The organism is Brucella anthropi, assembly GCF_046630315.1.
GTDB classification, from domain to species: Bacteria; Pseudomonadota; Alphaproteobacteria; order Rhizobiales; family Rhizobiaceae; genus Brucella; species Brucella anthropi_A.
The window spans coordinates 26,535-39,004 of record NZ_LQBD01000004.1; the positions used below are offsets into that span (position 1 = coordinate 26,535).

The following is a 12,470-nucleotide window of genomic DNA, read 5'->3' on the forward strand; positions in this document are numbered from 1 at the left end:
CGGGTCCACTCCCAATCGATTGCATGCAAACTATTTTCATTCTATGTTCTTTTCAGCCCAAACGCCGATCAGGCAGTTCCGATCCGTTTTGCAGGGTTTTGAACACCGGCGCCGCCGTCCGCGGCGCTTTTCGAGACTCGAAGAAAGCGAACCGTGCTCTAGATTGACAAAAATCGTCGCCGTTTGCCCCGATGTCGCATCATCGGGAAGCGGTCGTGATGCGTGAGGGCCGGCTTCCGGGCTTCACTCCGTTTGACTTTTTCAATGTTCGGAACAACTGGAGCCGCCGGTTTTGGATCGCGCTTTTTGTCGGCAAGATTTGCACCGGGAGGAATTTTTATCGGACCCTTGCGTCTGCGGCGCACGGGTTCCTTGATTGTTGAATGAAAGGATCGCCGTTTTGTCCCTCCCAGGCGAGACAGGTGATCGCGCAGCCCGTCTTTCGAAAAGCGGCAGCTGCAACAGGGAGTGTCCAGAATGAACAATGCAGAAATGCATGTCGATGCCAATGGCGAGGTCGAAGCGGCACATGATGCCCATGACACGCGCCGCCGCGTCTTTGCCATCGTGGCCAGCGCCTCGGGCAATCTCGTGGAATGGTACGATTTTTACGTCTATTCCTTCGGCGCGCTTTATTTCGCGTCGCAGTTTTTCCCGGCGGAGGATCAGACCAGCCAGCTGCTGAATGCGGCGGCGATTTTTGCCGCCGGCTTCCTGATGCGTCCCATCGGCGGCTGGTTGTTCGGCCGCATTGCAGACAAGCTTGGCCGGCGCACATCCATGCTGATTTCCGTGACGATGATGTGCCTGGGCTCCTTCGCCATCGCCATTTTGCCGACCTATGAGAGCATCGGCATTCTGGCGCCATTCCTGCTGTTGATCGTGCGTCTCTTGCAGGGGCTTTCCGTCGGCGGCGAATATGGCACCACCGCTACTTATATGAGCGAGGTGGCGCTGGCCGGACGGCGCGGCTTCTTCTCGTCGTTCCAATATGTCACGCTGATCGGCGGTCAGTTGCTTGCTGTTCTGGTGATCGTGGTGTTGCAGTTTTTCCTGACGGCGGATGAACTTCATGCCTGGGGCTGGCGCATTCCCTTCGCCATTGGCGGCGTTGCGGCCATTGTCGCGCTTTTCCTGCGGCGGACGCTCCATGAAACCTCGACGGAAGAAACCCGCAACAACAAGGCGGCAGGCAGCTTCGCCAATATCTGGAAGAACCATCGCCGGGCCTTCCTCGTCGTCGTCGGCTTCACGGCTGGCGGTTCGCTCGCCTTCTATACCTTCACCACCTATATGCAGAAATATCTGGTCAACACCGCCGGCATGAGCAAGGAAACGGCCAGCGAAACCATGACCTTCGTGCTGTTGGCCTATATGCTGATGCAGCCGCTTTTCGGCGCTCTTTCCGACAAGATCGGCCGCAAGACGATGATGATCGGCTTTGGCGGCATTTCGATCCTGACCACCATTCCGCTCATGACGCTGATCGGGTCGGTGCAGAGTTCGACCCTGGCATTCATCTATATCGTGATCGCCCTGGCGGTCGTCAGCATGTACACCTCCATCAGCGGCATCGTGAAGGCGGAGCTGTTCCCGGCGGAAGTGCGGGCGCTGGGCGTCGGCTTTTCCTATGCCATTGCCAATGCGATCTTCGGCGGCACGGCCGAATATGTGGCGCTGTGGTTCAAGAAGCAGGGCATGGAAAGCGGCTTCTTCTGGTATGTGACCGTGATGATGGTGATTGTGTTCGTCGTCAGCCTTATCATGCCGAACCCGCGCAAACATGGCTATCTGCAAGGCCACGGCACAGAATAATCCGTGTTCTTTTGGCTATCCAGACGCCGCCTTCGGGCGGCGTTTTCCTATACTTGTTTTGGTGATTTTGTAATTGATTTGCTCGCATAGGTTATTGCTTTTCCGGCGCCTTCTGTCATCTTGAAGTGGTACTTCAAGGGGCGGGGTTAATATGAGTGTGGAAGAAAAACTTCGCGTTCTTTCAGAGCGCATTAAGACTCATTCCAGTGCAATGGTAACTGAAGAGGCTATCAAAACAGCCATTGTCCTGCCGTTTCTGGCAGCACTGGATTATGATGTTTTCAATCCTGAAGAAGTTGTGCCCGAATTTACAGCAGATGCTGTAGGCAAAAAGGGTGAGAAGGTTGATTATGCGATCAAGATCGATAATGAAATCCGTATTCTGATAGAGTGCAAGCCGATAACGACCTTACTCGATAAGGTGCATCTAGCTCAGCTTTATCGTTATTTTTCAGTAACAAACGCAAAATTCGCGATTTTGACGAATGGGCGGACTTTCCATTTTCACAGTGATCTTGTCGCACCGAACAAGCTGGATGAGCGACCATTTCTGACCTTTGATCTTTCTGATCTTCAAGGGCAGATGATCTCTGAATTGAAGAAGTTTTCCAAATCGGAATTCAATGTCGATGGGATTTTGCAATCGGCGCATCGGCTGAAATATACGTCGGCGATAAAGAAGGAAATCGGCCAGATCATGGAGGAACCACCGGAGGATCTCATCCGCATGGTTACGTCCGGCCTTTATACAGGACGTTTCACGGCACAGGTCAGGGAACAGTTCGCTCCTATGGTCAAGGCGGCTTTCCGCGAGATTATTCGCGAATCGGTCCAGTCGCGACTCTCGAATGCTTTGGCAGAAACCCAAGTGTCCGAACTGACAATAGACGAGGAGACCGAAGAAGAAGTCGTTACCACGGAGGAAGAAACAGAGGGCTTTATGATCGTGCGCGTGATCGTTCGGGATATTCTCCGGCCGGCACGCGTTGTGATGAGGGACCAGAAAAGTTATTGTGGGATTCTGGCCGATAATAATAATAGAAAGCCTCTGGTCCGTCTCTGGTTTAACCGAACCACAAAGTATGTAGGTCTGTTCGACGGCGAGAAAGAGGACAAGATTAAGATAGATAGTTTGGATGAAATCTATGATCTCGCCGATAGAATTCGAGCGACCGCGAAACTCTATGCTGAGGCTTGAAACATCATTCATATTTGCGGCGGAGCGAACGCAGACGGTTTATGAGAGGATGTATAAACTGTTTGTTGGTCGATAGATAAGTGAAACTTTCATATGCTTTGGTGCGCTTCAGTTTCATTTTCTCGCTTAAAGCTGCATCAATTTTGGCCATATGTGTTCTTAAACCTGATTGTTGATTGGCTCAGGCGTAAGGAATTTTGAATCTCACATCTCCACGGCTTCGTCGTCTTCCGGCGACAGAAGCCGGGTCGCGCGCCATTCGGTCAGCTTGGCATTGATCGCGTCCAGCACAAAGAAGCGTGCTGAATCCTTGTCATATCCTTCATCGCGCAGCGCATCGTAATCCGTATGCGTGTGGCGCACATGCGCGACCGTTGCCAGCCAGACGGCGGTGGAGGGCGGCAGCGTTTTCATATGCGGGCTGAGGGCTGCGGCACGGATCGGTTCGGAATCCGAATAGGGCACTGCCGGAAGCAGAAGCGTCAACGATTTGGCGATTGCCTTCTGGCGTGTAGTGCCTGCACGCATGGCTCCCCCTTTAGTCGGTTATCATGTGCGAATCCTTCGCTTGTTTCATTCTGCCACGAAAATCGCTTGCGCAAAAATCGCTTTCCATATAAACATATCTTTATATCTTTTACGGATTGCCCCGGTGGGCCGTAAACGCGATGGCGTCAACAAAGAGCGGAAGGCATGGCCGGTTTGCAACTGCAACTCGATCTGATGGTGGATGTGCTGAAGGCGGTGGCTGAACCCAGCCGCTTGCGCATTCTGGCGCTTCTTTCACGCGGTGATCTCACCGTTTCCGACCTCACGACGATCCTGGGGCAGTCCCAGCCGCGTGTTTCGCGCCATTTGAAGCTTCTGGCCGAAGCTGATCTCATCGATCGCTATCAGGAAGGCGCATGGGCCTATTTCCGCCTCGCCGACAATGCGATCAGCGGCGATCTTGGGCGCGGGCTTCTGGCGCGCCTCGACAGCGCCGATGCGCTGATCGAGCGCGACATGGAACGGCTGTCGCAGGTCAAATCCAGCCGTCAGGAAAAGGCCGCCGCCTATTTCAGCGCCAATGCGGGCAGCTGGGACCAGATTCGCAGGCTGCATGTTTCCGAAAATGCGGTGGAAGTGGCGCTCAAGAAGATCGTTGGTGACAAGCCGTTTCAGGCCATGCTGGATGTCGGCACCGGCACTGGCCGTTTGCTGGAGCTTTTTGCCCCGCTTTACCTACGCGGTGTCGGCATCGACATCAATCGCGACATGCTGGCGGTCGCGCGCGCCAATCTCGATCTTGCGGCAATCGGCAATGCGCAGGTTCGTCAGGGCGATGTCTATGCGCTTCCGGTCGAGCGCGAGAGCTTCGATCTGGTGACGATCCATCAGGTTCTGCACTTTCTGGACGATCCGCTTGCCGCCATTCGCGAGGCCGCGCGGGCATTGCGCCCGAACGGGCGGCTGCTGATCGTCGATTTTGCGCCGCACAAGCTTGAGTTCCTGCGTGAGGAACATGCACATCTGCGGCTTGGCTTCAGCGACGACCAGATGCTGGGCTGGATGCGGGACGCCGGGCTTGAACCGGAAAAGACGCTGGAACTGGAGCCGAAGGCGGCCAATGGCGAAGACGGGCTGACGGTCAAGCTGTGGCTTGCCCGCGATCCGCGCCTTCTCATTGCCGATCCGGTTTCGCATGTCTCCCGGAAGGGGGAACCGCCTTCGCGGGGAAATCAGCCCACTGGACTGATTTCTGATCCCGCTACGGTGGGATAAGACATGCGGCAAAAACAGACACTAAGCATGACGGAGACAGTTTGATGGGTTTTTACGGTCTTTCCCGCCGACCGGATGTCGGCCAGACCACCCGAGTATCGTTCGAATTCTTCCCGCCCAAGACGGAAGAAATGGAACAGCGTCTCTGGGATACGGTCACGCGGCTTGCGCCCTTGCAGCCGGAATTCGTTTCAGTGACCTATGGGGCCGGTGGTTCCACGCGGGAGCGCACGGTGCGCACGGTGGCCCGCATCCTCAAGGAAACCGATATCAAGCCTGCTGCGCATCTGACCTGCGTGGATGCGACGCGCGAGGATGTGGACCGGGTTGCACGCGAATTCGCGGCGCTTGGCGTCAACCGTTTCGTGGCGCTGCGCGGCGATCCGGCCAATGGCATCGGCGAAAAATACGTGCCGACGCCGGGCGGTTATCAGAACGGCGCCGAGCTGGTCGGTGGATTGCGCAACATCGCGGATTTCGACATTTCTGTTTCCGCCTATCCGGAAAAACACCCGGAAAGCCCGGATTTCGCGACCGATATCGATATGCTGAAGCGCAAGGTCGACAATGGAGCGACGCGCGCCATCACCCAGTTCTTCTTCGAGAACGATCTTTACGAGCGTTATGTCGAGCGCGTGCGCCGCGCGGGCATCTATATCCCGATCGTTCCGGGAGTGCTGCCGGTGCATAATTTCAAGCAGGTCAAAAATTTCTGCGCGCGCTCGGCGACACATATTCCGAGCTGGCTGGCGGAACGTTTTGAAGGGCTGGACAATGATCCGCAGACGCATCAGCTGGTTGCAGCCGCGATTGCCGCCGAACAGGTAATGGACCTGATCGAGCGCGGGGTGCAGGATTTCCATTTCTACACCATGAATCGCGCCGATCTGCCCTTTGCAATCTGTCACATGATCGGCATAAGGCCGAAGGCAGAGGCGGTTTTGGCAGTTGCCTGAAAATAAGGAAAGCCCGGCGGTTCCGCCGGGCTTTCTGGTTTTCGCGCGGGTCGGCCTATCCTCAAAAACCGAAGCCGCCGTAATGGTTTAGGCCAATTCCCTCACGGGATAACGCCTGCTATCAACGCTGCAACAAATGCAAATGCCGCACAGATCATGAGGACATTCAAAGATCGCGTCAGTCCCATTGGTCTGTCTCCTTCATATGCGCCCGGATGCCCGGACGCGCGCTGGTAGGAAACCGGAATCTAAGGGCAAAACGCCGCGAACAAAAGAAGATTTCGTTCTGCAATCTGGCGTGATGGAGAAATAAACCTATCGTTTACCACCTAAACCATTGAAATATCTGACCGGAAAAAATTGTTCACATTTCATGAAAAAGACACCGAACTGCCATGTTTGGTGCTGTTTTCGCCGCAGTTGCCACAGGTTTTTTGGCATGTTTTTTGCGGTTTTCAGCGAATTAACGCCAGATAGGCCGACAGGGTGAGGATAGATATCACGGTCGAGTAGAGGATGACGTTGGAGGTTATCGCTGCCTCGCGGCGATAATGTTCGGCCAGCATGAAGGGACCGGTGCCGGTCGGAAGTGCTGCAAGGAGCGCGGCACTTTGCGCCAGCAGCGGAGGCAGCCCGAACAGATAGACCGCCAGCAGCCAGGTTGCGAGCGGCTGGACGATGAGCTTCACCGAAACGAGAAAAGCAATGGCATTGACGCTTTCGCGTTCGATCTTGCGCGGCTGGGCGAGAAACAGGCCAAGCGCGACCAGCGCGCAAGGGGATGCGGCGCCGCCCAGCATCTTCAGGAAAGTTTCCGCCGGGGCCGGGATGGCGAGCCCCAGGAAGGACACCAAAGCGCCAAGTGCGGGGGCGACAAGCAGCGGATTGCGGATCAGCGAGCGCACGACCTTCCAGACGAGACGGAGCGGCTTCTTTTCGGTCTGCAAGCCGATTTCGATCAGCACGATCGCAAAGGCAAAGGTGACGCAGACGGTAATGATGATCGAAATGGTTGTCGCCGCCAGAACGCCGGAGCCGAAGGCGATCATCGAAAGCGGGATGCCCATATAGCCGGTATTGGGATAGGCGGCGTTGAGGCCGTCCAGTGCGGTATCGGCCAGCGGCAGTTTCCCGCGCAGCCGCACCACGAATGGCAATGCGAAGGCGATGGCGCTCGAAAGCAGGAACACGGCAATGAAGCCCGGCTGCCAGAGTTCGCTGCCATGGGTATTGGCCATGATGTCGAAGAGAAGGGCAGGCAGCGCCAGATAGACGACAAAACGGTTCAGTTCCGCTATCGCATGGGTCCCGAGTATTTTCAGCCTGAAGGCACCCCAGCCGGAGAAAATCAGCGCAAAGACGGGGAGGACGACGATCAGCGTTGTGAGCATGGGGCGCATTTCATTTCAGGACGGGAAAAGGCGCGGGTTTTGAACACCGCGCCTTGTCGAATATCAGAGCTTGTCGAGCAGTTCCTGTGTCGGCCAGGAATCGGCCGGCATTCCAAGGCGCATCTGTTCGGCGCGCACGGCATCGCGGGTCAGGAGCCCGAACACGCCGTCGATCTTGCCGCCCATATCGTAACCGCGCGCCTGAAGCCTGGTCTGGAGTTCTTTCATCTGCTCCTGCGTCAGACCCGGAACCGGGTTGCCCGGATCGAAAGCCGGCGCGCCGGCAAGGCGTGTCGCGAAATAGGCGGCGGTCATGGCGTAGACGATGGACTTGTTCCACTCCACGAACACGTCGAAGTTCGGATAGGACAGGAAAGCCGGGCCCTTGCGGCCAAGCGGCAGCAGAAGCGAGGCATCGCCATCATCGGGGCCGAGCGGCCCGTTGAGGCCGGTCACGCCCTGTTCGGCCCACCAGGAATGCGGCTTGCGATTGGTGCGGATGGCTTCTTCCCACGGCAGATCCCTGGTCAGGAGCACCTCTTCGAGCCAGGGCTGGCCGCGCTGCCAGCCGAGTTCCGAAATCATGCGGCCTGCGGTCATCATGGCATCGGGAACGCTGTTCTTCAGATCGACCTTGCCGTCGCCGTCGCCATCGACGCCGCGTTCAAGATAGTCCTTGGGCAGAAGCTGCATCATGCCGATTTCGCCAGCCCATGCGCCGGTGGTCGCCGCATCGACCACGCCCTGATCGAAAAGCTTCAGCAGGGCGATCAGCTGCGGGCGGAAAAGGTCCGGACGGCGGCAGTCATAGGAAAGGGTGACAAGCGCGTTCAGCGTGTCGAAATCGCCCTGAATGGCGCCATAATCGGTTTCAAGCCCCCAGAAAGCGGCAAGCACCGGCCCCGGAACGCCATAGCTATCTTCAACCTTCTTGAAGACATCGGCATATTTGACCAGATTTTCACGGCCCTTCTTCAGGCGCGCTTCCGAGATGAGCCGCCTGGAAAATTCGGTGAAGGTCAGGTTGAACACGGTCTGCTTGCGGTCGCGATCGAGCACCTTCTGCTCAAGCATGGCCTTGTGCAATTCGGCGATGCCCTTGTCGCCGACACCGGCCGCGCGGGCTTCCTTGGTCAGATTGTCCATCCACTGGCCGTAATCGATCTCGCATTCCGGCTTGGGAAGATTGGCGGTGTTTTCAGTTGGCGTCGCAGCAGGCGCCGGAGATGCGGCGGCCTGTGCAGCCGACATGGATGTCGATGCAAGCAAGGCGGCTGCGAAAACTGAAGCAAACAACTTCATGGGTAACTCACACTCATAGATTGGGAGCAAAATAGCTCCCCCAGGGATTGGCTAAGCTATTGCCCCAACCCGACCCGGAAATGAAGCAAAACTTGGTGTGAGCAGCCAAACTGCGCCGTGTTAACGGACCTTGTTGCTTTCCAGCCACTTTTTCCACGAACCGGTATCGCCGGCGAAGACATTGATATCGGCGTCGCCCTTGATGCCGGGAATGGCGCCCGTGCCGGTATATTGCCAGAATGTCCACGGATGCGGGCCATATTTCTCGTCGGGATGACCGGCGACGGAGCGCAGCCAGAACGGATAATCCGCCATCTGCCGCAGATCGTTGTCATCGAAGAAATCGACCGTCGTATAGATGACCGGCCGCTTGCCGTAATGTTTTTCCAGCGCTTGCAGGAAGATGCGCATCTCCTTGCGCACAACGGCTGCATTGGGGCGCAGCTTGCAGGTCGGTGATTGCGGGTTCCATTCCATGTCGAGAACGGGCGGCAGCGCGCCGGGATCGCGCGGCACGTTGCGGATATACCAGCGCGCCTGTTCGATGGCCGGACGGCAGAAATAATAGAAGTGATAGGCGCTGCGCGGAATACCGGCCTGGCGCGCGCCGCTCCAGTGCTCGTTGAAGCGCTCGTCGAAACGGTCGCCGCCTTCTGTCGCCTTGATGAAGACGAAGGAAATGCCGCTGGCGCGCACGGCGCTCCAGTCCACATCGGCCTGATATTTGGAAACATCGGTGCCGTGGATCGGATAATGCCAGGGCGTCTTGCCCGTCCAGTCATGCGGGTCGCGATCGCCGAAGCGCGGCGCTTTTACCGGGCCGGAGGGCGGTGCGATCCGCGCGACCGAACCGGTTGATTTTCGCACATCGGAAAAGTCGTAATCCACCGTCGTGCAGGCGGAGAGAAGCAAAGCGCCGAGGGCGAGAATGCTGTGGCTGGCCAGTCGGTTCATGGAGCGGTTCCGTGTCGCGAATTAGTCTTCTAACGGTTACGCGATCCGGAGGCGAACGTCACCAGTCTTGCGGGCAAGTCTGGTGCGGAGCATTTTGCGCTTCAAGATATTCCGTTGCCGGGCAAAGTTGAATGCGGCTCACCATGCGCGGCCATGGCAGCGCATTTCGCCGATCGAACCGGTTGTGAATTTCGATGCCCATGTAATTCTCGAACATTTTCAGGATTTGATGAAATAACTGCGGGTTGCAAAAAAATCCGCGCAGGCTTATGCGCGCCTGTAATACTGCCGCTTTATTACGCTCGGTAAGACTATTTGAGAGAACTTTTTCGCGGTGCTGCCGTTTTCCTGTGTGACGGTCGCGGTCGACAGGATTTCTGTGTCGATGAACGGCCGTAAAGGTGATTGTCCGGGCAAACCGGCCACGCACGGAGAAAACAGAGAGAGGCGTTTGGCAATATTGCCATTCGATGCCTGAAACCAGGCCAATGAGCCTGATCTAGGAAGGAGAGCCAACGTGAAGAAGTTTCTGATTGCTTCTGTCGCCGCTGTATCGCTTCTCGGCCTTGCGGCCTGCAACGACAAGAAGGACGACACGAGCAACGCACCGGCACCATCCGCGCCGGCAGCGCCCTCGAACAATGATACGACGACGCCAGCCCCGACCACTCCGGCCCCGTCGACGCCGGGCACGGGCACCGCGCCTTCCAACTGACGGTGTGAAGTCGTGACGCATCATGCGTCTGCATTCGGGTGGCGATCCGGTTTCCGGGTCGCCATTCGCGCCAACAGGCTTCGGTCTTCGGCTTTGGGATGAAATGAACGTGAAAGCATCTGCGATGGGAAAAGACGGGCATTCTGCGTTTTGCGTGTTTAAACGCAGGCTCGGTTCGGTTATGGCTTTTGTCATGAACCGTCATTTCCTGTTCTTCATTTCTGCAATCGTTCTTGTCGTGCTTGCCGCCTGCGGCAGGGGGGACGAGGAAACCGCCGCCACAGCCAATGGCAGCGAGAAGGGTGCTGCTGTTTCGCAGCCTGCCAAACCTGCGCAAAGCGCAAGCGCTGAAAAAGGGCCCGACCTGGTAAAATCGCTTCGTGACAGTTCCGGTGTCGTGAGCCCGGAACAGAAAGCCGCAGCCATCGAGCGTGCGCGCACGAACGCAGTCGCTGCGGCGAAAGCCGTGGGACAGACGGATCAGCAGGCCCAGGCCGCGGGAGAAGCCGCCGCTGCCGCCGCCGAGCGCTCCTTCGGTAAGGGCGAGCCGCAGCAATAGGCTTGTCACGACAGCCTAAATATTTGTTTTTTAGACTTTTGGCCGTGTGGGCGGTTTTCAGTTCATTCGGAATTCGATAGAAAAGTCCCATGTCGATTTGGGTCCGCATCGGTGAGTTTGTCACGTCTGTGGCGTCAAACGCCATTACTGGCGTTATCGAAGCCGTGCGCACCGTTTTCGAGGGCGATGCCGATACGCGCCGCCGGGTGGCCTTTTCCATCGCCATGATCGCGCTGTCCGCCAAGATGGCCAAGGCCGACGGCGTTGTCACGCAGGACGAAATCCGCGCCTTTCAGGACATATTCGCCGTGCCGAAGCAAGAGACGGCGCATGTCGCGCGGCTTTACGATCTCGCCAGGCAGGATGTCGCGGGCTATGAATCCTATGCCCGCCAGCTTGCCGGATTGTGCAGCGAGGGGCAGAGCGATTGTCATCTGCTGGAGGATATTCTCGACGGCCTTTTCCATATTGCCACCGCCGACGGCTATGTACACGAAAAGGAAATGGCCTTTCTGGCAGGGGTCGCCGATATTTTCGGCTATGACGCGGTTGCGTTCGACCGGATCGCGATCCGCCATGTCCAGCGCGGCGCTGACGATCCCTATGCCATTCTGGGGCTGGAGCGCGGCGTTTCCTTCGACATGGCCCGCAAGCGCTATCGCGCGCTGGTCAAGGAGCATCATCCCGACCGGCTGGTCGCGGAAGGTCTGCCGCTCGAATTCATAACCATTGCCAACAGGCGTCTGGCGGCGATAAATGCTGCATGGGCGAGCATTGAGAAGAATCTGGAGGCTGCATGAGCGACGAGCGCGACATCGGAAACGAATTGCTGCGGGAGCTGGTGCTTGAACGGCCCGACTTCGCGGGGGCGACACTCGACCCTTCACCCAATTTCGGCCCGCGTCGCGATGGCAAGGTGCCTGTCTTTCTCATTCTCCATTATACCGGGCTCGCGACCGCGGAAGAGGCGGTGCAGGTGCTCAAATCGCCGGACAGGGAAGTTTCCGCGCATTATCTTGTCCATGAGGATGGACGGGTTGTGCAGATGGTTAGCGAAAAGGCGCGCGCCTGGCATGCGGGCAAGAGCTACTGGAAGGGCGAAACGGACATCAATTCGGCTTCCATCGGCATCGAGATCGTCAATCCGGGCAATCTCGAAGACTATCCGCCCTTCAAGGACGAGCAGATCGAGGCCGTCATCCGCCTCAGCCGCGATATTTGCGAGCGTTATGCCATCAAACCCGAAAATGTTCTCGCCCATTCGGACATCGCACCGGCGCGCAAGACCGATCCCGGCCATAACTTTCCCTGGAAACGGCTCCACGATGCGGGCATCGGCCATTACATCGAGCCGACCCCGATCCGGGGCGGGCGCTTTCTGGCCCGCGGTGAAAACGGCCAGCCGGTGGAGGCATTGCAATCCATGCTGGCACTTTACGGCTATGAAATCGCGATAACCGGTGTCTTCGATGAAGGCACCGAAACCGTGATCAAGGCCTTTCAGCGTCATTTTCGGACACAAAATGTGGACGGAGTGGCCGATGTATCCACTATAGATACCCTCTACAGGCTAATTTTTTCCTTGCAAAATGTTACCGCCTGACCAGGTGCGGGCGGGCAATTTTTCTATTCAGCGTTGTGCTGGATTTCTGTAATGATTTCAAAAAAATAGATCGATCCAAGCCGATTGCCAAAGGTTTTTGCAAGGATTTCGCGCGGCTTTGCGTGAATCACAAATATTACAACCGTTAAGACTATTTTACTTTTACAACCAATCTTCGGCTGCATTTGCCCGCCAATTCATCGCTCAATCCCA

Annotated in this window: 13 protein-coding genes; 8 read left to right on the forward strand and 5 right to left on the reverse strand. The window is 56.9% G+C overall.

Going from position 1 to position 12,470, the window contains the following annotated elements:
• The first annotated feature begins 477 nt into the window (after positions 1-477).
• Both AVM02_RS02630 and AVM02_RS02635 read left to right on the forward strand, forming a co-directional pair.
• Positions 478-1,815 (forward strand): MFS family transporter, encoded by a 1,338-nt coding sequence (locus AVM02_RS02630; protein WP_411505477.1) that lies wholly within the window; start codon positions 478-480, stop codon positions 1,813-1,815.
• 151 nt (positions 1,816-1,966) lie between these two features.
• The gene (locus AVM02_RS02635; RefSeq protein ID WP_411505478.1) at positions 1,967-3,013 is read left to right on the forward strand and encodes a type I restriction enzyme HsdR N-terminal domain-containing protein; all 1,047 of its coding nucleotides are present in this window, start codon (positions 1,967-1,969) and stop codon (positions 3,011-3,013) included.
• Between the two features lie 204 nt (positions 3,014-3,217).
• Here the strand turns inward: AVM02_RS02635 and AVM02_RS02640 are convergent, their stop codons facing one another.
• Positions 3,218-3,541: a DUF2293 domain-containing protein gene (locus AVM02_RS02640; protein WP_411505479.1), complete on the reverse strand. Its 324-nt coding sequence runs from the start codon at positions 3,539-3,541 to the stop codon at positions 3,218-3,220.
• Between the two features lie 165 nt (positions 3,542-3,706).
• On the opposite strand from AVM02_RS02640, the gene AVM02_RS02645 reads away from it, so the two are divergent.
• Together AVM02_RS02645 and metF are read left to right on the forward strand one after the other, a co-directional pair.
• Positions 3,707-4,777: an ArsR/SmtB family transcription factor gene (locus tag AVM02_RS02645; RefSeq protein ID WP_411505480.1), complete on the forward strand. Its 1,071-nt coding sequence runs from the start codon at positions 3,707-3,709 to the stop codon at positions 4,775-4,777.
• A gap of 44 nt (positions 4,778-4,821) precedes the next feature.
• A complete protein-coding gene (gene metF, locus AVM02_RS02650; protein WP_411505481.1) occupies positions 4,822-5,733 on the forward strand; it encodes a methylenetetrahydrofolate reductase [NAD(P)H] in 912 nt (303 codons plus the stop codon).
• Between the two features lie 455 nt (positions 5,734-6,188).
• Here metF and AVM02_RS02655 read toward each other — a convergent pair whose 3' ends face one another.
• The 4 genes from AVM02_RS02655 to AVM02_RS02670 all read right to left on the reverse strand — a co-directional run bounded on the left by AVM02_RS02655 (position 6,189) and on the right by AVM02_RS02670 (position 9,810).
• Complete coding sequence (locus AVM02_RS02655; RefSeq protein ID WP_411505482.1) at positions 6,189-7,124, reverse strand: AEC family transporter; 936 nt, start codon at positions 7,122-7,124, stop codon at positions 6,189-6,191.
• A gap of 63 nt (positions 7,125-7,187) precedes the next feature.
• Positions 7,188-8,426, reverse strand: a complete 1,239-nt coding sequence (locus AVM02_RS02660) for a lytic murein transglycosylase (protein ID WP_411505483.1) — start codon at positions 8,424-8,426, stop codon at positions 7,188-7,190.
• 120 nt (positions 8,427-8,546) lie between these two features.
• Entirely contained in the window at positions 8,547-9,380 is an 834-nt protein-coding gene (locus tag AVM02_RS02665) for a GH25 family lysozyme (RefSeq protein WP_411505484.1), read from the reverse strand.
• 58 nt (positions 9,381-9,438) lie between these two features.
• Entirely contained in the window at positions 9,439-9,810 is a 372-nt protein-coding gene (locus AVM02_RS02670; protein WP_411505485.1) for a hypothetical protein, read from the reverse strand.
• An 87-nt stretch (positions 9,811-9,897) separates the two neighbouring features.
• Between AVM02_RS02670 and AVM02_RS02675 the strand changes: the two genes are divergently transcribed.
• From AVM02_RS02675 to AVM02_RS02690, 4 genes are all read left to right on the forward strand, one after another.
• Positions 9,898-10,095, forward strand: coding sequence for a hypothetical protein (locus AVM02_RS02675; protein ID WP_104756186.1), 198 nt, complete (start codon positions 9,898-9,900; stop codon positions 10,093-10,095).
• A 193-nt stretch (positions 10,096-10,288) separates the two neighbouring features.
• The gene (locus AVM02_RS02680; RefSeq protein WP_411505486.1) at positions 10,289-10,654 is read left to right on the forward strand and encodes a hypothetical protein; all 366 of its coding nucleotides are present in this window, start codon (positions 10,289-10,291) and stop codon (positions 10,652-10,654) included.
• An 89-nt stretch (positions 10,655-10,743) separates the two neighbouring features.
• Entirely contained in the window at positions 10,744-11,454 is a 711-nt protein-coding gene (locus tag AVM02_RS02685) for a TerB family tellurite resistance protein (protein WP_411505487.1), read from the forward strand.
• On the forward strand, positions 11,451-12,257 hold the full coding sequence (locus tag AVM02_RS02690; RefSeq protein WP_411505488.1) for an N-acetylmuramoyl-L-alanine amidase: 807 nt from the start codon (positions 11,451-11,453) through the stop codon (positions 12,255-12,257). The genes AVM02_RS02685 and AVM02_RS02690 overlap by 4 nt, the downstream gene beginning before the upstream one ends.
• The last annotated feature ends 213 nt before the right edge of the window (positions 12,258-12,470 follow it).

Excerpts from the sequence above, each read along its gene's own strand:
- AVM02_RS02630 (WP_411505477.1), top strand. The coding sequence starts at position 478 with ATGAACAATGCAGAAATGCATGTCGATGCCAATGGCGAGGTCGAAGCG.
- AVM02_RS02635 (WP_411505478.1), top strand. The coding sequence starts at position 1,967 with ATGAGTGTGGAAGAAAAACTTCGCGTTCTTTCAGAGCGCATTAAGACT.
- AVM02_RS02640 (WP_411505479.1), bottom strand. The coding sequence starts at position 3,541 with ATGCGTGCAGGCACTACACGCCAGAAGGCAATCGCCAAATCGTTGACG.
- AVM02_RS02645 (WP_411505480.1), top strand. The coding sequence starts at position 3,707 with ATGGCCGGTTTGCAACTGCAACTCGATCTGATGGTGGATGTGCTGAAG.
- metF (WP_411505481.1), top strand. The coding sequence starts at position 4,822 with ATGGGTTTTTACGGTCTTTCCCGCCGACCGGATGTCGGCCAGACCACC.
- AVM02_RS02655 (WP_411505482.1), bottom strand. The coding sequence starts at position 7,124 with ATGCTCACAACGCTGATCGTCGTCCTCCCCGTCTTTGCGCTGATTTTC.
- AVM02_RS02660 (WP_411505483.1), bottom strand. The coding sequence starts at position 8,426 with ATGAAGTTGTTTGCTTCAGTTTTCGCAGCCGCCTTGCTTGCATCGACA.
- AVM02_RS02665 (WP_411505484.1), bottom strand. The coding sequence starts at position 9,380 with ATGAACCGACTGGCCAGCCACAGCATTCTCGCCCTCGGCGCTTTGCTT.
- AVM02_RS02680 (WP_411505486.1), top strand. The coding sequence starts at position 10,289 with ATGAACCGTCATTTCCTGTTCTTCATTTCTGCAATCGTTCTTGTCGTG.
- AVM02_RS02685 (WP_411505487.1), top strand. The coding sequence starts at position 10,744 with ATGTCGATTTGGGTCCGCATCGGTGAGTTTGTCACGTCTGTGGCGTCA.
- AVM02_RS02690 (WP_411505488.1), top strand. The coding sequence starts at position 11,451 with ATGAGCGACGAGCGCGACATCGGAAACGAATTGCTGCGGGAGCTGGTG.